Below are 25655 nucleotides of genomic sequence, written 5' to 3'. Positions count from 1 at the left end.
GGCCTGCCGCGCCTGCGCGGTGACGGCGTAGCCCATGGATATCAAGACCCTGGTACTGGCCCTGGCGCTCGGCAACCTGAGCCTGTGCGCGGCCCTGTTCTTCTTCGAGTATGAGCGCAAGAAGTCGCTCAGCATGTCCACCTGGGCGGTGGCCAAGCAATGCCAGGCCGTGGCCTGGTGCCTGCTGTATTTCCGCGGCGTGCTGCCCGATTTTCTCTCCATCTTGCTGGGCAACAGCCTGCTGTTTGCCGGCATGGCGCTCGATGCGGGCGCACTGTGGCAGGCGGCCGGGCGCAGCGGCTGGCGCCGCACCGTGCTGCCGGCGCTGGGGCTGTCGGTGACGTTGTTCGCCGCCTGCTATCTGTTCGACGTGGCGCCGCTGCTGCGCAGCGCCGGCGGTTCGCTGATCGTGGCCGGCTTTTTCCTCGCCGGCGTGGCGGCCTTGTGCCTGAAATGGCGCGAGGCGAGCATGCTGCGCCGCTTCCTCGTCGTCAGCATGGGCATTTTGTCGCTGCTGATCGCCGCGCGCGGCGTGCTGGCCGCCGCCGTGCCCGGTTTCGACGCGGAATTGATGCAGCTGGCCGGCTTCGGCGCGCTGTACTTGATGATGCTGACGAACGCTTTCGGCTATCTGCTGCTGTCGCGTGAAAAGCTGGGCGGCGAACTGGCGCGCCTGGAAGTGCTCGACGCGGCCACGGGCGTGCCGAACCGGCGCGGCTTTTACCAGGCGCTGGCGCCGTGGATGGCGCTGGCGCGCCGGCCCGGCTTGCCGACGGCGCTGGTGGTGCTCAATATCGACCACTTTAAAAGAGTCAACGACAGCTACGGTCATCCGGTGGGCGACGCGGTGCTGAAAACCATCGTCGACACCTGCCGCCAGCAGCTGCGCGACAGCGACCTGATGGGCCGCCTGGGCGGCGCCGAATTCGCCATCCAGCTGCCGCGCACGACCCTGGCCGATGCGCTGATGGTGGCCGAGCGCATCCGCGCCGCCGTCGAAGTGCTGCCCGTCAAGACGGAGCGCGCCGTGCTGCAACTGACGGCCAGCCTGGGCGTAACCACCATCCGTGCCGAAGACAGCGCCGTCAGCCTGTTCAAGCGGGCCGACGAGGCGCTGCAGGCGGCCAAGCAGGCGGGCCGCAATCGCGTCGTCGAGGCGCAAGGCGCCAGTACGCTGGACGTGTAAGCCCGCTTACTTCTTGCGCGAGCCGAGCCAGCTGGGTTCCTTGCCGCATTCCTTGGGCAAGAACAAGGCATCGAGGCCGGGATCGCAGCGATGGTCAGGCGCCTTCATCGGTTCGACGGTCAGCCATTCGCTCTTGGGCAGGATCTTTTCTTCGCGTGGTTCCACTGGCGGCGCGGGCGGCAGGCTGTCTTGCCACCTTGGTTCTGCGGCCGGCGCGGGCGCGGTGGCCCAGTTCGCGTCGACCTGCGCTGGCGGTGTGTCCGCGTGTGCGGCGGCGCTCAGCAAGCTGCCCGCGAGGATGAACGCACGCATGGCGGCGCTGTTTACGGAAATCATGGTCTGTCCTTGGTCGGTGCCGCGAGGGCGGACCTGGCATTATGATGCCAGCCGGAAGCAAAAACACAAGAAAATTGCAACGGCATGTTACCAAAGGGACTATAGTTACTGGTAGCAAGCAGGTGCATCACAGCAAGGCGCTCGAACGGTGAGCAAGGCGCGGGGCGCCGCTGCCCGAACGCGTGCATTCCCTAACTTTCATTTAAGCTAAGCAAGTTATGCTATCGAGCGCACGCCAGGCTGCCCTGTGCCGTCCGCACCGCAGTTCCTCTTTCTTACTCTTGCCAGGCCCATAATGAAAATGCTCAAATCCCTGCCTGTATGGCCGCTTGCCGCCCCCGTTGCCGGCTGGCTGTTCCTGTTCGGTTCCACCTTCAATGTCGGCGGCGCCTACCAGATCCTGCTGGTGGCTGGCCTGATCGGCAGCGTGCTGGCCGCCGTGTACCACGCGGAAGTGGTGGCGCACCGCATCGGCGAGCCGTATGGCACCTTGGTGCTGGCGCTGGCCGTGACCCTGATCGAGGTGGCGCTGATCGTCTCGCTGATGCTGGCCGGCGGACCGGAAACGACGGGCCTGGCGCGCGATACCGTGTTTGCCGCCATCATGATCATCCTGAACGGAATCGTCGGCATCTGCCTGCTGCTGGGCGCCGGGCGCCACCGCGAGCAGAGCTTCGGCCTGCTGGGCGTGAGCGCTTCGCTGGCCACCCTGGCGGCCATCGCCGTTCTGACCCTGGTGCTGCCGAACTACACCTCGAGCGCCGCCGGCCCCTTCTACAATTCCAGCCAGCTGATCTTCATCGCCGTCATTTCCCTGGTCCTGTACGGCACCTTCGTGCTGGTGCAGACGGTGCGCCACCGCGATTACTTCCTGCCCAAGGAAGCCGTCGGCGATGAAGAGGTGCATGCGGCGCCGCCCACGCCCACCGTCGCCTGGGTCAGCGCCGGCGCGCTGCTGGTGTGCCTGGGCGCCGTGGTGCTGCTGGCCAAGTCGCTGGCGCCCGCGCTGGAGACGGCGATTGCCGCCATGGGCGCGCCGAAAACCCTGGTCGGCATCGTCATCGCCGCCATCGTGCTGCTGCCCGAAGGCCTGGCCGCCGTACGTGCGGCGCGCGCGAATCGCCTGCAAACGAGCTTGAACCTGGCGCTCGGCTCCGCGCTGGCCAGCATCGGCCTGACTATTCCGGCTGTGGTGGTGGTGTCGCTGGCCACGGGCCTGACGATTACCCTGGGTCTCGATATCAAGTCGACGGTGCTGCTGCTGCTGTCGCTGATGGTGGCCACCCTGTCGCTGGGCACGGGCCGCACCACGGTCATGCAGGGTACGGTGCACCTGGTGATTTTCGCCGTTTATTTATTTACCACCATCGTGCCGTAAGCGCCACGGCTGGCCGCCGTTTTGTCACAATCCTGTCACGCCGCTGTCATACGATGAGGGTAGTGTGGTAGGATTTTTAAATCGTTTAAATGATTTATATAGTTTAGTAACTGATTTTGCCAACTTTTTCAGTTGGCACAGTAATGACAAGACAAGAGGCCAGTATGTATGCAGCGGTGGACCTGGGGTCCAACAGTTTTCGTTTACACGTCGGCAAGCATGATGGCGACACGATCCGCGTGGTCAAGAGCGTGCGCGACCCGATACGCCTGGCTGCCGGCCTGGATGCCAATGGCGACCTGACCGAGGCGGCCATGCAGGGCGCGCTGGCCTGTTTGCAGCGCTTTCGCGCCATTCTCGCCGGCTTCGAGCTCGATGCCGTGCGCGTGGTGGCCACGTCGGCCATGCGCGTGGCGCGCAACGGCGCCGTCTTCCTGCCGCTGGCCGAGCAAGCCATCGGCCATCCGATCGAGATCATCTCGGGCGAGGAAGAGGGACGCTTGATCTACATGGGCGTGGCCAATGCACTGGCCATTCCCGGCGAACGCCGGCTGGTGATGGATATCGGCGGCGGCTCGACCGAACTGATACTGGGGCGCGGCAACGATATCGAGCGCGTCGAGTCCTTCAGCCTGGGCACCGTCAAGCAAAGCCTGTCGTTCTTCATCGGCGGGCGCATCGATGCGCCGTCGTTCGAGGCGGCCATCCTGTCGGCGCGCAGCCATTTCGAGGATGCCGCGCCGCCGTACCGCCCGCAGCACTGGAAGACGGCTTACGGCTCTTCCGGCACCATCCGCACCATCGCCGACATCATCGCCCGCAACAAGCTGGGCGACGGCCTGCTGACGAGCGCCAGCCTCGACGCACTGGCGCGCCGCTTCATCGAGCTCGGTCACACCAGCCGCATCGACATGCCCGGCTTGCGCCCCGACCGCGCCAGCACCATCGTCGGCGGCCTGGCCATCTTGATCGGCCTGTTCCGCGAACTGGCCATTCCCGTCATGACGCCGATCGAGGCGGGTCTGCGCATGGGCGTGATGTGGGATTTGTACCTGCGCTCGACCAAGCGCGACCGCCGCGAACAGTCGGTGCAGGGCTGCATGGAGAAATTCCATATCGACCAGCAGCGCGCCGGCCGGGTGGCCGAGCAGGCGCTGGCCATGTATGCGCAGCTCAAGCCCACGTCCGACGCCCTGGTGAAATCCCTGCGCTGGAGCAGCCTGCTGCACGAAGTGGGCCTGGTCGTGTCGCAGACGGGCTACCACAAGCATGCATCGTATATCGTGGAGAACGCGGACTTGCCCGGTTTTACCACGCGCGAACAGAAGACCATGAGCCGGCTGATCCTGGCGCAGAAGGGCAACTTGCGCAAGATCGGCGAAGTGCTGTCCGATCCCGATTTCGCCAAGGCCGTGCTGGCGCTGCGCCTGTCGATCCTGCTCATGCATGCGCGCATCGAAGCCGATTTCAGCGAACTGCGCCTGCGCATGAAGAGCCGCATCGAACTCGATATCAAGCGCGGCTGGGTGGCGCACCATCCCACCGTGTCGTTCTGGATCGAGAAGGAGCAGGAATTCTGGGATGAGGTCGGGGTCGATTTCACCATCCGCGCCAGCGCCTAGGAGGTCATGTCGTGCACATGACTTGATGTGCAGCAAGCAAGATTTCAAAAAACAGTATATATTGTTTATATTAATTAATAGATTGGAAAATCCATGACCAAAACCGTCCCAGCGAAAAAAGCCGACAGCGCGCCCGTATCGATGTTCCCTACCAGCGCTTCGATCAATGCGGCAGCGGCCAAGGCCGCCCCGGCTGCCAAGCCCGCCGCTAAACCAGCTGCGAAACCAGCCGCCAAGCCTGTGGCAAAAGCCGCCGTCAAGCCGGCAGTCGCCAAGCCAGCGGCAGCCAAACCAGCGGCGGCCAAACCAGCGGCGGCCAAGCCAGCCGCGGCGAAGGCGCCAGCCGCCAAGCCGGTAGCGAAGGCCGCCGTTGCCAAGCCTGCAGCCAAAGCCGTCGTCAAAGCCGCCGTCAAGCCGGCAACCAAGCCAGCCGTGAAAGCTGTCGCCAAGCCTGCGGTGAAGACCGTCGCCAAGCCGGCCGCGAAAGCCGCCGCCAAACCGGTAGCCAAGGCGGCCGCCAAGCCTGCGCCAGCGAAAAAGGCGCCGGTTGCCAAGGTCGCCGCCGTCAAGGAAAAAGCCCGCAAGCCGAAACTGGTGCGCGACAGCTTCACCATGCCGGAAGCGGAATACGAAGTCCTGGGCCAGGTCAAGAAAGCCTGCTTGAAGGCCGGTTTCGAGATCAAGAAAAGCGAATTGCTGCGCATCGGCGTGGCGCTGATCAGCCAGATCGACCTGGCGACCCTGCAAAACGTGCTGGCTGGCCTGCCGCAGCTGAAAACGGGCCGCCCGAAGAAGGATTGATGGCGCGGGCAGGGGCCGCCCCTGCCTGTCCATTCTGGTTTACCATGGGGCCTGTGATAGTTCCCCCATGGTTGCCATGTCAGAAGATACAGATATCGAACGCGCCGGCTTCGTCGAGCGCGCCATCGTCCGCCACCAGGCGGGCGTCTCTACCCCAGCCATCGACCGTGTCGCCGAGGAAGTCCCCGTCGCGCTGGTCTTCAATGGTATTTCCCACGTCGTCATGATGGCCACCCCGCGCGACCTGGAAGCGTTTGCCTATGGCTTCGCGCTGACGGAAGGCGTGGTCGCTTCCGCCGGCGCCATCTTCGATTGCGAAGTGTTCCTGCGTCCCGACTCCGCCGAAGTGGCTTTGAGCATCGCCCAGGAGGATTTCGTGCGCCTGAAGGACCGGCGCCGCCAGCTGACGGGCCGCACGGGCTGCGGCGTGTGCGGCATCGACAGCATCGAGATGCTGGACTTGCAGCCGCAGGCGCTGCCGCCGGCCCTGATCCATGTCGACCTGCCGGCCGCCCTGGCGCGTGCCTCCGCCGGCTTGCGCGCGCACCAGGCGTTGATGCGCGAAACGGGCGGCGTGCATGCGGCTGCGTGGTGCACACCCGACGGCGATATCGTGCACGTCTTCGAGGATGTCGGCCGCCACAATGGCCTGGATAAACTGATCGGCCATTTGGCACTGAGCGGGGCGGACATGCGGCGCGGCTTCGTCTTCCTGTCCAGCCGCGGCAGCTACGAGCTGGCGCGCAAGGCGGCGCGCATGCAGATTCCGCTGCTGGCGACGATTTCCGCCCCCAGTTCGCTGGCCATTTCCATCGCCACGCAGGCGGGCATGAAGCTGGTGGGTTTCTGCCGCCAGGATGCGTACGTCGATTACACGCCCGGCATCACCTTGTAGCTTCCGCTGCGCTCCAGCAAAACTGGCACGGACTTCGACGTGGGCGTGCCGGCGCCGTCCGCCGTGCTGGCCAGCGGCACCAGCGCATTCGTTTCCGGATAATACGCGCCCAGGCAGCCGCGCGGGATGTCGTAGGCGACGAGACGGAAGCCGTCGGCGCGGCGCGCCACGCCATCGTCCCAGGCGCCGATCAGGTCCACCAGCTCGCCATCGGCAAAGCCCAGCATGGCGATATCTTCCTTGCTGGCGAAGACCACCTTGCGCGTGCCGTACACGCCGCGGTAGCGGTCATCCATGCCGTAGATGGTGGTGTTGTACTGGTCGTGCGAGCGGGTGCTCATCAACACCATCAGGCGCTCGCCATGGCGCTGTTTCGCGCGGTGCAGCGGCGTATCGAGGTCCAGCGGGGCGACGAGGAAGCTGGCCTTGCCGCTGGCCGTCTTCCACACGCGCTCGCGCGACGCCACCGTCAGGTGAAAGCCACCCGGCTGCGCCACCCTGGCGTTGTAGTCGTAAAAATCGTCGAATACCTTTTCGATATCGTCGCGGATGCGCGCATAGTCGGCCGCATAGGTGCGCCAGTCCACCAGGGCGCTGCCCAGCGTCGCTTCGGCCATGCCGGCCACGATGGCCACTTCCGAGCGCAGCTGCGGCGAAGCGGGCGCATTGCGGCCGTACGAGATATGCACCATGCTCATCGAGTCTTCCACCGTCACGCCCTGCGCCACGCCGTGCTGCAAGTCGATTTCCGTGCGCCCCAGGGTGGGCAGCAGCAGCGCTTCCTTGCCGATGACGAGGTGGCTGCGATTGAGCTTGGTGGCCACCTGCACCGTCAGCGCGCACTGGCGCAGGGCGGCAAAGGTCAGCGGCGTGTCCGGCGTGGCGGCGGCGAAATTGCCGCCCAGCGCGATGAATACCTTGACGTCGCCGCGCTGCATGGCTTCGATGGTGGCCACCACGTCGTGGCCATGCGCGCGCGGCGGCTCGAATCCATACACCTGGCCCAGGCGGTCGAGGAAGGCCCTGGTCGGCTTTTCCTCGATGCCCACCGTGCGGTCGCCCTGCACGTTCGAGTGGCCGCGCACGGGGCACAGGCCGGCGCCCGGCTTGCCGATCTGCCCGCGCAACATCATCAGGTTCGACAGCATGCGGATGGCCGCGACACTGTGCTTGTGCTGCGTCAAGCCCATGCCCCAGGTGGCGATGATGCGCTGGCCCTTGACGAAGATGTCCGTCAATGCCTCGATCTGCACGCGCGCCACGCCGGACTCCCGCAGCAGCAGTTCCCAGCTTTCCATGCGCAAGTCGTCGCGGAAGGCGTCGAAGCCGCTGCAATGTTCAGCGATGAAGGCGTGGTCGATGACGGCGGGCTTGCCGGCCGCCAGCGCCGCATCGTCATGTTCGACGACGCGCTTGGCGACGGCCTTGATCAGGGCGAAGTCGCCGCCCAGGGTCGGCTGGACGAACAGGCCGGCCAGGCGCGTGCTGCCCAGGGTTGCCATTTCCAGCGCGCTTTGCGGGTCCATGAAGCGCTGCAAACCCCGCTCGCGCAGGGGATTGATGGAAACGATGCTGCCGCCGCGGCGCGCGCAGTCGCGCAATTCGCCCAGCATGCGCGGGTGGTTGGTGGCGGGATTCTGGCCGAAGATGAGGATGGTGTCGGCCAGTTCGAAGTCGGCCAGGGTCACCGTGCCCTTGCCGATGCCCACGGTGGCCGGCAAGCCGCGGCTGGTCGCCTCGTGGCACATGTTGGAGCAGTCGGGGAAGTTGTTGGTGCCGTACAGGCGCGCCATCAGCTGGTACAGGAAGGCCGCTTCGTTGCTGGCGCGGCCCGACGTATAGAACGCGGCCTGGTTCGGGTTGGCCAGGGCGCGCAGGTGGCGGCCCACGAGGGCGCAGGCGTCATCCCAGGAGATCGGCACGTAGCGGTCGCTGGCGGCGTCGTACACCATCGGCTCCGTCAGGCGGCCATGCTGTTCTAGCGCGTAGTCCGACTGTGCCAGCAGCTGCGTGACGGTATGGCTGGCGAACAGTTCAGGTCCGGCGCGGCGGCTGGTCGCTTCGGCGGCGACGGCCTTGGCGCCGTTTTCGCAAAAGGCAAACGTGGAAGCGTGGTCGCGGTCGGGCCAGGCGCAGCCGGGGCAATCGAAGCCGTCCGGCTGGTTTTGCGCCAGCAGCGCCTTCAGGTTGCCGGGCGCGACGCGCTCCTGGCGCAGGCTGATGGCCACGTGTTTCAAGGCGTCCCAGCCGGCGGCCGGCCTGGTGTAGGGCGTGATGTGCGGTGCGTCCTGGTCTTTCATGGGCTCTTTCGGCTGGGCGAGTGTGGTAATTATGCACGATCCCCGGATGACATTGACTTGCGTCATGGAAATGACATTCGGCTGTCATTTTCCTGACATATTAGACAAGTACGCTGGAGTCGTCTTGATCACAGGGGATGAAACCATGCAGAACATAGTCGCATCAAACGAAGCCAAGGCCCGGCCGGTCCAACTGGTGCTGAGCCAGGCCACGACCGCGGCGGAATTGCGCGAAGTCCAGCGTTTGCGTTACAAGGTGTTTATCGAGACCATGGGCTTGACGTCGCTGGCCAACGCCGATGGCCTCGACAGCGACGAATTCGACGCGCACTGCGATCATCTGATCGTGCGCGACGCCGATACCCTGAAAGTGGTGGGCACCTACCGCGTGCTGAGCGCGGCAAAGGCAGCCAAGATCGGCCGCCTGTATTCGGAAAACGAGTTCGACCTGAGCCGCCTGAAGAACCTGCGCGGACGCATGGTCGAAGCGGGCCGCGCCTGCATTCACCCGAAATACCGGGGCGGCAGCGTGATCATGCTGCTGTGGTCCGGCCTGGCCGAGTACATGCGCCGCGAGCGCTGCGACTACCTGGTCGGCTGCGCCAGCATCAGCCTGGCCGATGGCGGCCATAACGCCGTCGCCGTGTACCAGGCGCTGGCCGAAAAGCACATGGCCCCAAGCGAATACCGCGTCACGCCGCACCTGCCTTTCCCCATCCACCAGGTGGAAGCGGCGCACAAGCCGCAGGTGCCGCCGCTGATCAAGGGCTATCTGCGTTCGGGCGCCTGGATTTGCGGCGAACCGGCGTGGGACCCTGATTTCGAAAGCGCCGACATGTTCATGATGATGCCGCTGGCGAATCTGGACGAGCGCTATGCGCGCCACTATGGCGTGGTGCCTGGTTAAGGCTATTGAAGTGAATGCCGGGCAGTGAGGCCTGCAGCTGGCTGGCCAGCGCCTGCACGGCGCTGCGCAAGCCGCTCTCCGCGCCGTCGGGTGGCAGCAGTTCGAGCAGGAAGCGCAGCGGCGCCGTGATCGCCTCGGGTTCGCCGATGCTGCCGTGGCGCCGCACGGCGTCGTGGTACAGGGCCAGGAATGCGGTGCGCGCGGAGGCGTCGAAAGGCTGGCCGTCCGGCGCCTGCCACAGGGCCGCCAGCAGGGCGGCGCGCACGGGGGCGCCGGCGTCGATGGCGCGGTGTTCGTCCGCGTGGCGCTGGCGCGCATAGGCGATGGCGTCGTGCAGCAGGTCGCCCAGCTGCGGATCGAGCGCGCGCCAGGCGCCGCTGTCGCCATGGGCTTTCAACAGCAGGGCGCCCGCCAGCACCTGGAAAATCAGGTCGCAGTCGGCCACGCCGCTGCGCCGCCGCGCTTCTTCCAGCGCGGCCAGGCAGGCATCCGTCATGGCGCGCAGGGCCGGCGCGCCGGAGCTTCCAGCGCGGCAGGCCAGGCGCGCCTGCAAGGCCCAGTAGCGGCCCAGCAGGGCCAGGCGCTGCGCCGTGGGCGCCAGCGCCACCAGCAGGTCGATATGCTGTTTTCCATCCTGTAGCAACTGCCGTCCCTGCGCCAGATCGGGCACGGCCGGCACCTCGATGCCGGCGCCCGCATCGAGGCCGCACAGGGCCGCGCCCTGGCGTATTTCCAGTTCCGCCCAGTGCGCCAGCGCGCGCAAGCCCACCTTGCCGTCGGCCGCGCTGTGCGCCGCCCGGTAGTGTTCGATGGCGCGCAGGGTGTTCTCCAGGCCGCCGAGGCCGGCCCGCGTGGCGGCCATGTTTTCGCGGATGTCGGCGCAGCCGAAGAAGCGGGCGCGCACGGCTTCCTCGATGCTGCCCAGCTTTTCCTCGATGGCCGCGCGGCGCGCCGCATCGGCGCCCGCCAGGCGCGCGTGCAGGGTTTCCAGGTCGGCCAGCAGGTGGCCGTGGTAGTGGTAGTCGGGCGCTTGCCAGGGCCGGCTCTGTGTGTTCGGAAAGCGGTAGCGGTCGTCGCCATACGCCTGGTAGGCGCCCCAGGTGTTTGAGGCCGGGAACTGCAGGTACGCCGCCTCGCGCGCCAGGCGCACGGCGTCGCCGAAATATTCGCCGCTCAGCATGGCGTGATAAAAGCTGTGCGCGAAGATGCTGGCCGCCTGGTCGTCGATGCGCCAGCCGGCCGCGATCACCGCCTGCGAGCCCATTTCGATGAAGGCCGTGGCCAGGCTGGCGGCCAGCTTCGACCACGGCGCGATGGCGTCCGGGCGCATGTCGCCCAGGTGGCAGCAATTGATGAAGACGAATTGCGGCACGCGCTTCAATTTGCCCACCTGCGCCGCCGTCAGCCGCGTCTTCGGCCCCAGCACCAGGCCCGTATGGGCGATGCCGGGGCCGGCCACTTCGCCATGGCCGGCCAGGTGGATGGCGAAATAGCGCTCGTCGAACAGATGCACCAGCACGCGCTGCGCCTGCGGGCGCAGCAGCTCGCGCACCTGGTAGCCGTACGCGCCGAACATGCGCGCCACGTCCTGCGCCTCGGCCTGCGCGGCGGGCAGCTCGGGCAGGCCGGAATCGGTGTCGCCGATCACCAGCACGCTGTTGCTGGGCGGGCTGACGGCCGATGGCTGCTCGCGCAGGCTGGCCAGCTGGCGCACCATGCCGATGCGCGTCGACAGCGGGCTTTCCTCGCTGCCCGCCTCGTCGCGCATCAGCTCCCACGGATAGATGGCGGCGCTCTGGTCGACGGCCAGGATCAGGCCGCGCATCTCGGGGATGGCCGCCTTCAGGCCATTGGGCAGCATCAGTTCATACAGCGCGCGCGACAGGCCCGGCTGGTCGGTGGTGTTGTCGGTGGCGTCCATGATCAGGCCATCGACGGCTTGCCGCTGGTTCGGCTCTTCGTCGACGCTGTTGTGGGCGCGGTCCGTCAGCACGGTGAAGCGCAGGGCGCCGGAGAGGTCGGCGGCGACGATCTGTACGCGGCGCCAGCCATTGTCGCCGCTCAGGCTGGGCAAGATGCGCCGGTAGCCGCCGGGGCTGTGGCGGATGCGCTGCTCGAACGTGAAGCTGCCCTGGTAGCGCGCCTCGGCCATGATCTGTTCGATGGCCATGGCGGCCGCGATGGCGCGTGCCTCCGACTGTTCGTAGATGGCGATATGGCCGATGCGGCAAGCCATGCCCGCGTCTTCCAGGCGCCGGTTGGCGCTGCGCGCGCCGTCGAGCAGGGCCCGCGCGCACAGGGCGATGCTCAAGCCGCCATAGCCGGAGCCGGACAGCAGGCTGGCCACGCGCAAGCCGTGCTCGCCCATCGGCGGCGCGGCCGCATGGCCGGCGGCGCGCACCTGCAGGCAGACGCACGCGTATTCGAGCAGGCCGCCGGCAAAGGCGCGCGCCAGTTCGCCCGGCGTCAGCTCGCCCAGCGCGCCCAGGCCGATGACGATGGCGCCGCCGGGCCGGCGCGCCGCATCGGGCTGCAGCACCACCAGGGCGGAGTCGGGGCGCTGCGGAAAGCGTCCCAGCGCGTGGATTTCCTGCAGCTTGCCCGCCAGCAGGCGGTCGAGAAAACTCATGCTGCCGCGCAGCGATTCGGCGGCGTAGCAGCCGCTCATGACGGGTGCGTCGGCCGAGGCCATGCTGCCGTGGATGATGGATAGGCTCAGCTGCGGCGCGCGGCGCTCCGGCGCGATGGCGGGGCCGGCGGCGCCGAGGGCGGCGTCGAGCAGTTCCTGCGGCTGCGGGTACAGCGGCGTGGCGTCGGGGGCGTACGGATGGAAGCGGGGCGGGGCACCGCCAGGCGCGTGCGGCGGGTGCCGCGGCAGGCCCGTGCCTTGGCCGCTGTCGAGCAGTTGCGCGATGGCCGGGTAGTACTCCTTTTGCAGCAGCAGGTCGCCGTGCGCCACCGGCAGGTAGCAGGCCGCCACGCCGTCCGGCACCGCGCCTTGCCAGGCCGTGCGGCCATCGCCGTCCGGCGACCAGGCTGTCTCGATGCCGCCGTCGCGCAGGCGCAGCGCCACCGGCGTGTCGGCGCAGCCGGCCAGGTAGCTGCAATGGCGGGCGTCGGGCGGGGCCGCTTCCAGCAGGGCCACGGTGGCGCGCGCCGCGGCCAGCGCCTGTGCCTCGGGCGCCTGCCAGCCGCCGGGCAGGCCCGCCTGCGCGTCGCCGGCGGCCAGCTGCGCCCACGCGCCGGCGTCGAAATAATCGATGCCGCCCGGCTGCGGCCACGGCAGCATGTCCAGCACGCCGGGAAAGGCGCGCACGAAGCCGAGAAACTGGCGCCGCGTGTGCTTCCAGCCTATCCAGCACGCCAGCATCTGCACCAGCCGGTCGCGCCCCAGCAGCACTTGCACCATCGCCTGCGTGCCGCGGTTGGCCGTGCCCACCTGCAGCAGGCGGCTGCCGGGCAGGGCGCCGAAGCGCTGCCAGCGGTCTTTCAGGGCCAGGCGCGCCACCAGCCCGCCCATGCCGTGGGCAACGATGCGCAGCGGCTGGCCGCGCTGTTCGGCGTCGCGCATGGCCTCGTCGAGCACGGGCAGGAAGGCGTTGCCGGAGTGCTGCAGCGACAAGCGCCAGTCATAGGCAAAGGGCCGCACTTCCTGGCTTTGCGCGAGAAAGCGGGCAAACGGTTCATAGCAGGATTCGACCCAGCCGGCGCTGACGATGTGCGGCTGGCCCACGGCCAGGCGTTCGATGCGCCCTTCGACCAGGTTGACGGGGTCGAACCAGATGCGGTTGCTGCCCACTTGCAGGTGGCTGCCCATGATGTCGGGCAGCAGCAGCACGATGGGCGCGTGCGCGCGCCGCTTCGGCACTTCGCCGCCGCGCGCCAGCGGGCCGTGCTCGATGCCGGGCAGCGGCAGGTAGGCGGTCTCGTCGCCGGTGAGCGCCTGCACGGCGGCCAGGCCGGACGGCGCGCGCTCGAAATAGTTGAGGTGGTGCGCGTGCGGCCCGCGCAGCAGCAGTTGCCGCACGGGGGTGCTGCGCGTGGCGCCGCCGGCCATCGAGGCGCAATTGACCACCAGGTCGTTCTGCCCGCCATACAGCTGGTCGTCGAGGCAGTCGCCCAGCCAGCCCAGCAGGCCATCGCCGCTGCACGCGCCGGCCAGCACATGCAGCGGACTGGCCACGCGCACGTCGGGCGCATTGAGCAGCGCCACCAGGGGCGAGTCGGGCATCATCGCTTCCAGGCCCGGCAGGATGCGCGCGTCGCAGCGCTGCTGCACCACGGCCAGCAGGAAGGCCATGGCGCCGTCGGGCAGGCCGCCGTGGAGCAGCAGGTTGAACATCGCGCTGGCCCAGCGGTCGAGGCGGCCCGACATCAAGGTGGTGCCGCGCGCCGGGCAAGCCACGCGCACGAAGCGGGCGATGCGGATGGCGCGCGTCTTCAGCTCCATGCTCAAGTCGCGCAGGCGCGCCGCATCCCCGTCGTAGCCGCCGCGTCCGCCCAGCCGCGCCTGCGCCGTGAAGTGGTCGATATCGTGGCTGTTGAACGCTTCGCCGCCCACCGTGTTTTCGCTCAGCCGCTCCAGGCCGTCGCCTGCCAGGTCGACGGCGCCGCGGCTGTCGATGCGCTGCGCCCGCGCCAGCAATTCGCCCACCAGGCCGCCGCGCGAATGGCTCAGCAGGTGCAGCACGGCGCCGTGCGGCAACTGGCGCACGAGGGCCAGCGCGTTCTCGATGGGGCTGTCGCTGAGGCTGCGGTGCTCATAGCCATAGATGCGGTTGCCGTACTGCGCCGCCAGTTGCGGCGCCAGGCCGTTGCGCCACAGGCCGGCAAAGCTGCGCTGAGTCGACGAAGCCGTGCCGTGCAACAGCAGCAGCAGCGGTTCCGGCCCGGCGGTCAGGCTGGCGACGGCCGTCATGCTGCCCGCCTCGATGCCGCAGCGGTACAGGCCCAGGCGTTGTTCCAGCTGGCGGTCCTGGAAGGCGCCCGCCGCCGCCAGCGCCGTCATGGCGGCGCCGCCGCAGCGGTACACGCGCACGGCCCGAAGCATCCACGCGCCCAGGCCGTCGCGGCTGGCGCCCGGCGGCGGGCGCGCCGCCTGCGGGCGCAAGGCCAGTCCCACTTCGATGCTGGCGGGCGCGCCGTCGCGCGCCAGCGTGGCCGGCCCCAGGTAGCGTGGCAGGTCCAGGCTGCCGGCGAGCAGCGAACTGCCGTCGCACAGCAGCAGTTGCACGACGTCGTCCGGGCCGATATCGAGGGCGATGCGGCAACTGCCGATGCCGCGCGCGCCGGACAGCACGTGGGTCTGGCTATGCCAGCCGGGTGCGGCGGGGCAATCGCCGGCGCTGGCGAGGGGATCGCGCGTGAGCGTCAGGCGCAGCACGGGCGGCGCAAGGGGATCGCTGGACATGCGGTTGGGATCGCTGGTTAAAAGCTGACCTTGATGCCTGCGCGGACCATGCGTGTTGTGTCAGATCAAGTTTGAGTGGAAATGCAGGGGAGAAGCGGGGAGGGCGCTGGAAGGCAGAGAAACGGTCAGCATGGTTTGGGCTGGGTCTCTTCGCTATCGTGTCCGGATGCGGTGCGGTGAACGAACTACGCGAATTGTATGGCAAAAGTTCATGGCGCCGGGAACCTGGGTGCCTGGCATGGCATTACAACAGCGGGTAACTCAATGGACTGGCGTGGCGGACAGTTCCTTCAGTTCGCGGATGGTGATGTCCGATTTTTCATGCATGCGCAATAAAATCGTTGCACCGACCGACAGTTTGCCGTGACGAATCTTGCTGATGATGGGAGGCTGCACTTCCAGTACACGGCACAGTTCCGCATCATTTTTCAGGTTCATCTTCTCGATCAGGGTGTCGAGCAGCTTGTTGGGCACAAAACTCGATGGTTCGAGCGCACGCGCCCGGTTCATCGCTTCAATCATTTCCAGCTTCTTTTGCCGAACGTTCATTTACTCCTCCTTCAGGTTATGCAAGGGACGAGACCACTTTGGGTGGTCCCGGCTATAGTTCGTCATTGCAGTACGGCTGTCTGGGTGACGTAGTACAACATTCGCGTTAAAACATTGATAACCAGGCAAGTGTTTTCAATAATACTACGATAACAAAACTTGTGACAGATGGTCAGTTAAATTAACTGATTGTTTGATCAATTTGGTTGACGATTGTTGTATTTTGTAGTCCGCTTTTGGTCAATATCATGGTTCTGTCCGCCATTTCGGCGGCGGCCAGCGAATGCGTGACCATGATCGCGCAACTGCCGTTGGCCTTGATTTCGGCGCGCAGCAATTGCAGGATGCCGTGTGCCGTGTCCGGGTCGAGGTTGCCGGTAGGCTCGTCGGCCAGCACCAGCGCCGGCTTGTGCACGAGCGCGCGGGCAATGGCCACGCGCTGCATTTCACCGCCGGACAATTGCTGCGGAAAGTCGCCGCCGCGTCCGCCCAGGCCGACCGCCTCGAGCATGCTGGCGGCACGCTCCTGGGGCAGTCCGTTGAGCAGCAGCGGCAGGGCCACGTTTTGCAGCAGGGTCAGGTGCGGCAAGACGTGAAAAGCCTGGAAAATAAAGCCCATGCGGGCGCGACGCAGCCGGGTGGCGGCGGCGTCATCGAGGCTGGACATGGCAATGCCGTCCACCAGGATAGGGTGCGCTTCGGCACCCGCGTCGGGCGTATCGAGGCCGGCGATCAGGTTCAGCAAGGTCGACTTGCCCACGCCCGAGTCGCCCATGATGGCGATGAATTCTCCCGCCTTGAAACGGCAGGAAATGTTGGCCAGCACGGGACGGGCATTGGCATAGGACTTCGACAGATGGCGCAATTCGAGCATGGTGTTAACGGCTATCGTAAAGGGAGGCACGCGGGGGAGAGGGGGGCCTGGGAACTGCAAAGGGGCGCGGATTGTTTGGCCGGCAATGTGTAGTATACGACAGGCTTATGCTTTTTGCTTGGCAATACCACTTTTGCGTGCACGCCGCCGATATGGACCCTAAGTTACCTGCCGCACGGCTGGCTTGCGCGGATTCCGTTATGATGGAAAAAAGTCATCGGCAAGGCGCCCGCCAAGCACTACGGCAGGGGCGGCGCGCCCGGTGGCCGACCGTGCAAGCCTTTCGTGAAACTAGTGAACCTAACATTGACGACGCCAGCCCATGACCATGCCACTTGCGCAACAGCAGTCCGATTTCCGCCCCGCCAGCCACGCCGCGGCGGCCAGCGCCACTCCTGCCACGATAGCCGAGATCAGCAGCGGCCTGCTGGCGCGCCAGGCCTGGACCTCGCCCAAGTACCTGTACGATGCGCTCGGTTCGAAACTGTTCGAAGCCATCTGCGCCTTGCCCGAGTACTATCCGACGCGCACGGAGGCGGCCATCTTTGCCCGCCACGGCGCCGAGATCGCGCATGCCGTGGGGCCGGGCAGCACCCTCATCGACCTGGGCGCGGGCAATTGCGCCAAGGCCGCCAGCCTGTTCCCGCTGCTGCACCCGGCCCAGTACGTGGCCGTGGATATTTCCTACGATTTCCTCAGTGAATCGGTGAGCCGGCTGCAGCAGCGCTTTCCGCACATCGAGATGACGGGCCTGGGCCTGGATTTCTCCAGCCGCCTGGACTTGCCCGACAGCGTGCGCGAGGCGCGGCGCCTGTTCTTCTATCCTGGCTCGTCGATCGGCAATTTTGCTCCAGAGCAAGCGACCGCCTTCCTGCGCCGCCTGCGCGCGAATGCGGATGGCGATGGCGGCCTGCTGATCGGCGTCGACCTGATCAAGGGCGACGCCATCCTCGACGCCGCCTATGACGACGCGCTGGGCGTCACGGCCGCCTTCAACCTGAACATGCTGCGCCACGTGAACGGGCTGATCGGCGCCGATTTCGACGTGCGCGCGTGGCAGCACCACGGCTTTTTCAATGCCGACGAGCGCCGCGTCGAAATGCACCTGGAAGCGCGCAGCGAACAAGTTGTCCATTGGAAAGGTGGCCAGCGGCGCTTCGCGAAAGGCGAGCGCATCCATACGGAAGACAGCTACAAGTACACGCGCGCCACTTTCGTCGGCTTGCTGGAGCAGGCAGGATTTTCCACCGTGCAAGTCTGGACGGACCCGCAGCAGTGGTTTGCCGTCATTTACGCACGCGTGATTCGCGACTAAAAGGCGACGATGCTGATCGATCATTACCATCAAGTGCGCCAGCATTCTCTGCGGCTGGCCGCCCCCCTGTCCGACGAGGATTGCGGCGCGCAATCGATGCCGGACGCCAGTCCCGTGAAATGGCACCTCGCGCATACCACCTGGTTTTTTGAAACGTTTATCCTGGAAAGCATGGAAGCGGCGTTCGCGCCTTTCCACCCGGCCTTCCGCGTGCTGTTCAATTCGTATTACAACGGCGTGGGCGAGAAGCACCCGCGCGCCCAGCGGGGCTTGCTGACGCGCCCCGGTATGGATGTCGTGCGCGCCTACCGGGCCAATGTCGATGCGCGCATCGCGCGCCTGCTGGCGGGCGAACTGGCGCGCGACGAGCGCGAACGGCTGACCATGCTGCTGGCGCTGGGGCTCGAGCACGAGCAGCAGCACCAGGAGTTGCTGTTGACGGATGTCAAGCACCTGCTGGCGCAGAGCGCCCTGTTTCCCGCCTACCTGGAGCGCGGGGGCAGCGGGCTTGCGCCAGCGCAAGAACACGCGCAGCCCACGGCCTGGCTCGCCTTCGACGGCGGTCTGGCACAGATCGGCCATGCGGGAGACGGTTTTTGCTTCGACAATGAATTGCCGCGCCATCCGCAATACGTGGCGCCCTTCGAACTGGCCAGCGCGCTAGTGACGAATGGCGACTATCTCGCCTTCATCGAGGCGGGCGGCTACCGCACGGCGCACCTGTGGCTGGCTGAAGGCTGGGACTGGGTGCGCAGCCAGCAACTGGCGTGTCCACTGTACTGGCAGCGCGATGACGCTGGCCGCTGGCAGGAATTCACCTTGTTCGGCTTGCGGCCGTTCGATCTCCAGGCGCCGGTCACGCATGTGTCGCTGTTCGAGGCGGACGCCTATGCGCACTGGGCCGGCGCACGCCTGCCGACGGAAGCGGAGTGGGAAGTGGCGGCGCAAGGCGTCGCCGTGGAAACGGGCCAGCTGCACCCGGCCGCCGGTGCGCCGGGCGCAGGCTTGCGGCAAATGTTCGGCCACTGCTGGCAGTGGACCAGCAGCAGCTACGCGCCATATCCGGGCTACCGCACGGCGCCCGGGGCGCTCGGCGAATACAACGGCAAGTTCATGCTGAATCAATATGTGTTGCGCGGCTCGTCGTGCGCCACGCCGGCCGGCCATGCGCGCGCCAGCTACCGCAATTTCTTCCCGGCCGGTGCGCGCTGGCAATTTTCCGGCATCCGCCTGGCGCGCCAGGTGGAATAAGCGGCTTAGTGCAGGCGCGGAACGGACGGGGCAGGGCGGCCTGGCGCCTGGCCTCCAGCGCTCTGTTCCAGCTTGAACTGGCTGACGAGGGTTTCCAGGTCGCCCGCCTGTTCATGCATGGCCGCCGCCGCCGCGGCCGCTTCCTCGACGAGGGCCGCGTTTTGCTGCGTCGTCTGATCCATCTGCATGATGGCGGCATTGATTTGCTCGATGCCTTCGCTTTGCTCGTGGTTGGCGACGCTGATTTCACCGACGATGGCGCTGACCCGGCCCACGCTGGCCACCACTTCATCCATCGTGGCGCCCGCCTGGCTGACCAGCTGCGCGCCCTGGTCGACCCGGCTGACGGAGTCGGCAATGAGTTCCTTGATTTCCTTGGCGGCCGCCGCCGAGCGCTGCGCCAGGTTGCGCACTTCGGAAGCCACGACGGCGAAGCCCCGTCCCTGTTCGCCGGCCCGTGCCGCCTCGACGGCCGCGTTCAGGGCCAGGATATTCGTCTGGAAGGCGATGCCGTCGATGACGGCGATGATGTCGACGATCTTGCGCGACGAGGCATTGATGGCGTCCATGGTGCCGATCACTTCCGCCATGGCCGAGCCGCCGCGCTGCGCGATGGCCGATGCCGAGCGTGCCAGGCTGTCGGCCTGGCGCGCATTGTCGCTGTTGCTGCGCACGGTACCCGTCAGTTCGATCATCGACGAGGCCGTCTCTTCCAGCGCGCTCGCTTGCGCTTCCGTACGGGCCGACAGGTCGGCATTGCCGCTGGCAATCTGGCTCGACGCCACGGCGATCGTGCCCGTGCCGCCGCGCACCTGGCCCACGAGGGTGGCCAGGTTGGTGTTCATGTCGCGCAGCGCCTGCAGCAGCTGGCCCGCTTCATCCTTGCCGTCGGCCACGATTTTACTGCTCAGGTCGCCTCCGGCCACGGCTTGCGCCACACGCAAGGCATACGCGATCGGCGTGGTGATCGAGCGCGTGACCCACCAGGCAAAGAGCACGCCCAGCAGCAGGGCGGCCGTGCCCAGGCTGGCCATCAGCACATTGGCGGCGGAAATATTCTGCTTGATTTGCTGGCCGCCATGCACGACCACGCCGCGCTGGATTTCATTCAGGCGGTTGACCGTCTTTTGCAACTGGTTCAGGGCGGGCAGGGTATCGTCGCGCACGTGCACGGCCGCTTCCGCGCGCTGTCCCGCCACCAGCAGCTTGTCGGCCTGGCTGAACGACACGACATAGGCCTTGCGCTGCTGCTTCAGGGTGGCCAACAGTTCCTTGCCTTCAGGCAGCACGATCAGGCGGTCGAGCACGACCAGCGCATCGGTGATGGTGGCCTTGTTGGCGTCGATTTCGCCGTGGATGGCGTTGGCGCGGGCCGGATCTTCATGGATGAACAGTTCCAGCACCAGGGCCGCGTTCGAACGCGTGGTACTGCGGATGGTGGCGATGGCGTCGGCCTTGGCCCAGTCTTTCTCGATGATGGCTTCGCTGAGCGCACCGATCTTATCCAGGCGCAGCAGGCCCGTGCCCACCAGCACTGCCATCAGCAGCAGCACCACGCCGAAACCGGCACCCAGGCGCACGCCTATCTTCATATCCGTTAATTTCATACTGATTCCCTCGGTAGCTAATGATCTGTCTCCGGTGGTCTTGTTATGAAACAATTATACGGCGGGTGATACCTGATTTGCACTACTAATTGCCCCATAGAAATGAAAAAGCGGCACGGCGATCAAGCCGTACCGCTTTTTCTCCCTCTGGAGCGCGCCGAAATTGCTTAGGCGGCGCTGGCAGCCACGTCGGCCGCTGTTGTTTTTTCGGCTTCCGTTTGCCCGATGCGGCGGTTCACGGCGGACAGCACGGCCTTGAACGAGGCGGTGACGATATTGCTGTCGATGGCGGCGCCGAACAGGGTCGGGCCGTTGTCGAGGCGCAATTCCACGTAGCAAGCCGCTTGCGCATTGGCGCCGGAGCCGATCGAATGCTCATGGTAATCCATCAGCTTGATGTCGAGACCGAGCGCATTGACGAAGGCATCGATGGGGCCGTTGCCGCCGCCTTGCAGGGCCAGCGGCGTCTGGCGGTGCGACAGGCTGATGTCGATCTGCACGGATTCGTCGCTGCTCGTGTCTTCCACCATGCGGTGCGAAGCGTAGGCGTACGGCGCCGTCTGTTCCAGGTATTCTCGCTGGAAGATGTCGTGGATATCCTGCGCGGCGATTTCGCGGCCCGTGGCGTCGGCCACGGCTTGCACGGCGCGCGAGAATTCGATCTGCAGGCGGCGCGGCAAGACCAGGCCGTATTCCTGTTCCAGTAAGTACGCCATGCCGCCCTTGCCGGACTGGCTGTTGACGCGGATCACGGCGTCGTAGCTGCGGCCCAGGTCGGCCGGGTCGATCGGCAAGTACGGCACTTCCCAGATGGCGCCGGCTTCTTGCTTGGCGAAACCTTTCTTGATCGCATCCTGGTGCGAACCGGAGAAGGCCGTGAACACGAGGTCGCCCGCATACGGGTGGCGCGGGTGGACGGGCAACTGGTTGCACTCTTCCACGCACTTGCGCACGGTATCGATGTCGGAAAAATCCAGGCCCGGATGCACGCCTTGCGTGTACAGATTCATCGCCAGGGTGACGAGGTCGACGTTGCCGGTGCGCTCGCCATTGCCGAACAAACAGCCTTCCACGCGGTCGGCGCCCGCCATCACGGCCAGCTCGGCCGATGCGACGGCCGTGCCGCGGTCGTTATGCGGGTGCACGCTGATGATGATGGAATCGCGGCGCGCCAGCTTGCGCGACATCCATTCGATCTGGTCCGCATACACGTTGGGCGTGCTGCATTCCACGGTCGAGGGCAGGTTGATGATCATCTTGTTGGCCGGCGTCGGCTTCCAGATGGCGCTGACGGCGTCGCAGATATGCTTGGAGAAATCGAGTTCCGTGGTGGAAAACGATTCCGGCGTGTATTCAAAACCCCATTCCGTTTCCGGATGCTGCGCCACCAATTGTTTCACGAGCGTGGTGCCGGTGGTGGCGATATTCGTGATTTCTTCGCGCGACATGCCGAACACGACTTTGCGGAACACGGGCGCCACGGAGTTGTACAGGTGGACGATGGCGCGCTTGGCGCCGACGACGGATTCCACCGTGCGGCGGATCAGCTCTTCGCGCGACTGGGTCAGCACGATGATGGTGACGTCGTCCGGGATGCGGCCTTCATCGACGAGCTTGCGGACGAAATCGAAATCCGTCTGCGATGCCGATGGGAAACCCACTTCGATTTCCTTCAGGCCGATGGCGATCAGCATGTCGAAGAACCGCAGCTTCTTTTCCGCGCTCATCGGCTCGATCAGCGACTGGTTGCCGTCGCGCAAGTCGGTGCTCATCCAGATAGGCGGTTTGCTGATGATCTGGTTCGGCCATTGACGGTCGGTCAATTTGACGGGAGGAAAGGCGCGGTATTTGGAAGCTGGGTTTTGCAACATCATGATCGGGTACTCCTGAAGATAGGGGGAAATCAATGGTTGTGGCGCAAGCTTGCCGGGCGGCCACGCAACACTAGGCCAGGCAAGCGATCGGTAGCGATAGCAGTGCAGCGACGATGCCAGCGGGGGCGGTCGCAGTGGGGATTACGTGTACGAATGGGGATGGTGCAAACATCATCAAACCTTCCAGGGTTTTTGAAACACGCCGGCGTGTGGCCAGGCGAAGCAATGCGGCAAACTTATGCGCGTGCTAGTAGTAGTCGCGATAGCGACAGCAGGGAAGGGGAGGAATGTTTGAAGGAGGACATGCACTTAATGTACGGGAAATTGGGCGGGGCTGTCAAGCATATTTCAGCAGGGAACGATGCTGCCGCCACGCCGCAGGTCGACTTATTGTTCTTGCGCAATTTATTTTTTTATCATTATTGAATAATGCAGTTTCCGTCTGGCGATGTGTGTCGCCCGTCCTGCCTTGGAGCCGCCGGCATGGAATCTTTGCTGAAATACTATGAACTCGAACTGGGCATGCTGCGTACGCATCAGCAGGAATTTGCCGCGCGCTATCCTGGTGTCGCTGCCGCACTGGGCATCGTGGGCAGCAATTGCCAGGACCCTCACATTGAACGCCTGATCGAGGCATATGCCCTGTGCAATGCCCGCACGGCCAAGAAGATCGATGACGCACGCCGTGTCTTCACCGAGTCCATGCTGGAAGTGAATTTTCCACACTACCTGAGGCCGTTTCCAGCGTGTTCGATTGCCCATGTGGACGCCAGTGGGGCGGCGGGCCAGGCGCGTGACGGCATCGATACGTTGCCGCGCGGAACCTTGATGCATGCAGCCCAATATCAGGGTGTCGTCTGCAAGTTTCGCACCGCCTATGATGTGGTGCTGGCACCGCTCAGCCTTGCCGGTGCGCGTTTCATTCCCATCATTGATGTGACTGCGGCGATGCATTTGCCCGCCGACATCGCGACCGCGATCGCCATCGAGATCGTCTCCACGTCGGCCACCGGCACGCTGGAGCAATGCACGCTGCCTGCCGTGCGCGTCTTCATCGACGGCACGCCATCGCTCGCCGCCACGTTGCGCGATGCCCTGTTTCTGCATGCCGCGCACGCGTGGGTCGAGGCGGGAGGCGTACAGTTGCCACTGCCGCAAGTGCCGCTGCGTGCCGTCGGTTTCTTGCCGGATGAAGCGCTGCTGCCGCGCAAGCCGGGCTCGCATCGAGCCTATTGCCTGCTGACCGAATACTTTGCCTTCCCTGAGAAATTCCAGTTTTTTGATATCGACCTTGGCTTGATTACGCCACGCTTGCCGCCCGGATGCGAGCGCTGGACCTTGCACCTGGGCTTGCGGGACATCGCTGCCGGCAGCGCTGGCGCACGTTTGCTGCGCTCTGTATCGGCAAGCAATCTGCTGCTTGGCTGCACGCCGGTCATTAACTTGTTCCAGCAGGCGGCAGCACCGATCAGGCTGACGCAAACGCACAGCGAGTATCCCTTGCTCGCCGAACATAAATATGCGCATGCGTATGACATCCATAGTGTCGACGCCGTGCGCCTGGTGCGGCAGGGGGCCAATGCCGGCACGGTCACGCAATGCCAGCCGTTTTATGCCATGCACCATGGGCAGCCTGCCGGGGCGAAGAGCCCTTGCTGGGTGCTGCGGCGCGATGAGGCGCGGGCGCTCGCCCATCCCGGTTACGAAAGCAGCCTGGCGTTTGTCGACAGCGACGAGGACGATACGCATGGGGGCATGGCGACGGTATCGGTCGACCTGACGTGCAGCAATCGCGATTTGCCGGGCGCATTGCCATTCGGTTCGCCCGGCGGCGATCTGCGGCACGAGGGGGCGGCTGGCGCGCTGCCGGTGCGCCTGTTGCGTCAACCGAGTCCGGCGTACCGCTTTAAAGCCGACTTGCCTGCGCAAGCCCGGTTGCTGGCATTGCTGTCATTGAATCATCAATCCTTGCTGGACGATGGCGTGGCGTTGTTTCAGGAAATGCTGACGCTGCATGATTTGCCGGCTTCCCTGATGTCGCAACGGCAAATTCAGGGCATCAAGGCATTGACGCACCGCGCCAGCAGCACCTGGATGCCCGACGCCAGTGGCGGCGTACTGGTGTTTGGCATTGACGTCTTGCTGACAGTGGAGGAAGAAGCCTATATCGGCAGTGGCCTGCATGTCTTTGCGCAAGTGATCGACCATGTGCTGGGCATGTATGTGCATGTGAACAGCTATTGCCGTTTGTTCGTGATTTCGCACAAAAGCGGGAAGGAGTTGCTGCGATGCCTGCCCCGCAATGGCCAGCAAACGCTGGCGTAGTCGCGCTGCTGTCACAGGCGCCGTACCGTTTCGGTTTCTTCCAGACCGTACGCCTGCTCGAACGCTGGCTATGCCGGCAGGGAGCGTGCGCGGAGTCGGCCTTGCACGATGGATTGCGTTTCCATCATAGCGTTGCCCTGGTCTTTCCTGCCTGCGAGATAGAGGCAGTATGGCATGACAGCGAGCATGGCCGCCTGCACCTGCGGCCCAGTTTCATGGGTTTGCTGGGTGTGAACGGCACCTTGCCCCTGCACTATACGGAGCGGCTGGTGCGCCAGGAGCGGGCAACGGGGAATGCCGGCGCGCGTGCTTTTCTCGACGCCCTGTCGCAACGCGCTCCCGTGCTGTTGTATCAGGCCTGGGCCGGCAGCCGGATCGAGTGCCAGGTCGACGCCAGCGGCCGCCCCGGCTTCCTGTCATTGCAGCTGGCGCTGGCTGGCGCCTGGCCTTCGCGCCTGGCAATCACCGGCGCATTGCCACCGGAAGCGCTCGCTTACTACGCGGCGGCGCTGCGGCAGCGGCCCGTCAGCGCCGCATGGATGGCGGACGTGCTGGCCGATTATTTCAACGTGCCCTTGCGCATCGAATCGTTCGTCAGCACCTGGCACGTGCGCCCAAGCGATGAGCATTCCCTGCTCAATCGCAGCAATGCGAGCCTGGGGCAGGGGGCCATGCTGGGCGCCCGTTGCCGGCGCAGGGATTTGCGCGTGCGCCTGTGCCTGGGCCCTCTGACGCGGGTACGGTTCGACGATTTTCTTCCTGGAAATTCGGGCGCACTGGCCTTGAAAAGCATGTTGAGCCTGTTTGGCCTGCCTTGCGTGCAATACGACATCCGTCTGATCCTGCGCGCTGCCGATGTGCACGGCAGCACCCTGGCGGCTCGGCAGGGTGCTGCCTGCCTCGGGCAAGCTGCGCGTTTGCTGGCGGGAGCGGCAGGCAGCGACTGCGACGCCATGCACTATGACGTCCGATTTCCCGGTTCCGCTTGACGCGCCGCAATTGGCCGCCGGTAAATAGATGAATAC

The 25655-nt window shown here is 65.6% G+C and carries 17 protein-coding genes; 10 read left to right on the top strand and 7 right to left on the bottom strand.

What is annotated here, in order from left to right; translation table 11 throughout:
• The first annotated feature begins 34 nt into the window (after nucleotides 1–34).
• The gene (locus tag O3300_RS13410) at nucleotides 35–1186 is read left to right on the top strand and encodes a diguanylate cyclase (RefSeq protein ID WP_305053216.1); all 1152 of its coding nucleotides are present in this window, start codon (nucleotides 35–37) and stop codon (nucleotides 1184–1186) included.
• A gap of 6 nt (nucleotides 1187–1192) precedes the next feature.
• Here the strand turns inward: O3300_RS13410 and O3300_RS13405 are convergent, their stop codons facing one another.
• A complete protein-coding gene (locus O3300_RS13405; RefSeq protein WP_251351213.1) occupies nucleotides 1193–1522 on the bottom strand; it encodes a hypothetical protein in 330 nt (109 codons plus the stop codon).
• A gap of 295 nt (nucleotides 1523–1817) precedes the next feature.
• On the opposite strand from O3300_RS13405, the gene O3300_RS13400 reads away from it, so the two are divergent.
• The 4 genes from O3300_RS13400 to fdhD all read left to right on the top strand — a co-directional run bounded on the left by O3300_RS13400 (nucleotide 1818) and on the right by fdhD (nucleotide 6218).
• The gene (locus tag O3300_RS13400) at nucleotides 1818–2900 is read left to right on the top strand and encodes a calcium:proton antiporter (RefSeq protein ID WP_099664517.1); all 1083 of its coding nucleotides are present in this window, start codon (nucleotides 1818–1820) and stop codon (nucleotides 2898–2900) included.
• Nucleotides 2901–3064: 164 nt separating this feature from the next.
• Nucleotides 3065–4522 (top strand): Ppx/GppA phosphatase family protein, encoded by a 1458-nt coding sequence (locus O3300_RS13395; RefSeq protein WP_099664516.1) that lies wholly within the window; start codon nucleotides 3065–3067, stop codon nucleotides 4520–4522.
• Nucleotides 4523–4615: 93 nt separating this feature from the next.
• Nucleotides 4616–5323 (top strand): hypothetical protein, encoded by a 708-nt coding sequence (locus O3300_RS13390; protein WP_305053215.1) that lies wholly within the window; start codon nucleotides 4616–4618, stop codon nucleotides 5321–5323.
• Nucleotides 5324–5390: 67 nt separating this feature from the next.
• A complete protein-coding gene (gene fdhD, locus O3300_RS13385; protein WP_289905498.1) occupies nucleotides 5391–6218 on the top strand; it encodes a formate dehydrogenase accessory sulfurtransferase FdhD in 828 nt (275 codons plus the stop codon).
• Here fdhD and O3300_RS13380 read toward each other — a convergent pair.
• Entirely contained in the window at nucleotides 6194–8518 is a 2325-nt protein-coding gene (locus O3300_RS13380) for an FdhF/YdeP family oxidoreductase (protein ID WP_305053214.1), read from the bottom strand. The two genes, fdhD and O3300_RS13380, sit on opposite strands and share 25 nt — an antisense overlap.
• 145 nt (nucleotides 8519–8663) lie before the next feature.
• On the opposite strand from O3300_RS13380, the gene O3300_RS13375 reads away from it, so the two are divergent.
• Entirely contained in the window at nucleotides 8664–9425 is a 762-nt protein-coding gene (locus O3300_RS13375; RefSeq protein ID WP_099664512.1) for a GNAT family N-acetyltransferase, read from the top strand.
• On the opposite strand, the gene O3300_RS13370 is transcribed toward O3300_RS13375, so the two are convergent.
• From O3300_RS13370 to O3300_RS13360, 3 genes are all read right to left on the bottom strand, one after another.
• Nucleotides 9358–14835 carry a CHAT domain-containing protein gene (locus O3300_RS13370; protein ID WP_305053213.1) on the bottom strand — a complete coding sequence of 1826 codons (5478 nt, stop codon included), beginning with the start codon at nucleotides 14833–14835 and terminating at the stop codon, nucleotides 9358–9360. The two genes, O3300_RS13375 and O3300_RS13370, sit on opposite strands and share 68 nt — an antisense overlap.
• 261 nt (nucleotides 14836–15096) lie before the next feature.
• On the bottom strand, nucleotides 15097–15384 hold the full coding sequence (locus O3300_RS13365) for a hypothetical protein (RefSeq protein ID WP_034786045.1): 288 nt from the start codon (nucleotides 15382–15384) through the stop codon (nucleotides 15097–15099).
• Between the two features lie 181 nt (nucleotides 15385–15565).
• Nucleotides 15566–16258, bottom strand: coding sequence for an ABC transporter ATP-binding protein (locus tag O3300_RS13360; protein WP_289905495.1), 693 nt, complete (start codon nucleotides 16256–16258; stop codon nucleotides 15566–15568).
• 322 nt (nucleotides 16259–16580) lie between these two features.
• On the opposite strand from O3300_RS13360, the gene egtD reads away from it, so the two are divergent.
• Entirely contained in the window at nucleotides 16581–17573 is a 993-nt protein-coding gene (gene egtD / locus O3300_RS13355) for an L-histidine N(alpha)-methyltransferase (protein ID WP_305053212.1), read from the top strand.
• 9 nt (nucleotides 17574–17582) lie between these two features.
• A complete protein-coding gene (gene egtB, locus O3300_RS13350; protein WP_305053211.1) occupies nucleotides 17583–18824 on the top strand; it encodes an ergothioneine biosynthesis protein EgtB in 1242 nt (413 codons plus the stop codon).
• 5 nt (nucleotides 18825–18829) lie between these two features.
• On the opposite strand, the gene O3300_RS13345 is transcribed toward egtB, so the two are convergent.
• Nucleotides 18830–20431, bottom strand: a complete 1602-nt coding sequence (locus tag O3300_RS13345; protein WP_305053210.1) for a methyl-accepting chemotaxis protein — start codon at nucleotides 20429–20431, stop codon at nucleotides 18830–18832.
• 167 nt (nucleotides 20432–20598) lie between these two features.
• A complete protein-coding gene (gene leuA, locus O3300_RS13340; RefSeq protein ID WP_099664506.1) occupies nucleotides 20599–22305 on the bottom strand; it encodes a 2-isopropylmalate synthase in 1707 nt (568 codons plus the stop codon).
• Nucleotides 22306–22797: 492 nt separating this feature from the next.
• Between leuA and tssF the strand changes: the two genes are divergently transcribed.
• A complete protein-coding gene (gene tssF, locus O3300_RS13335) occupies nucleotides 22798–24630 on the top strand; it encodes a type VI secretion system baseplate subunit TssF (RefSeq protein ID WP_305053209.1) in 1833 nt (610 codons plus the stop codon).
• Nucleotides 24594–25619 (top strand): type VI secretion system baseplate subunit TssG, encoded by a 1026-nt coding sequence (gene tssG, locus O3300_RS13330; protein WP_305053208.1) that lies wholly within the window; start codon nucleotides 24594–24596, stop codon nucleotides 25617–25619. The genes tssF and tssG overlap by 37 nt, the downstream gene beginning before the upstream one ends.
• The last annotated feature ends 36 nt before the right edge of the window (nucleotides 25620–25655 follow it).

The organism is Janthinobacterium sp. SUN206 (assembly GCF_030587305.1).
Classification (GTDB): domain Bacteria; phylum Pseudomonadota; class Gammaproteobacteria; order Burkholderiales; family Burkholderiaceae_D; genus Janthinobacterium; species Janthinobacterium kumbetense.
The sequence above is the reverse complement of the archived record's forward strand: the minus strand, read 5'-3'. Positions and strand labels throughout refer to the sequence as shown.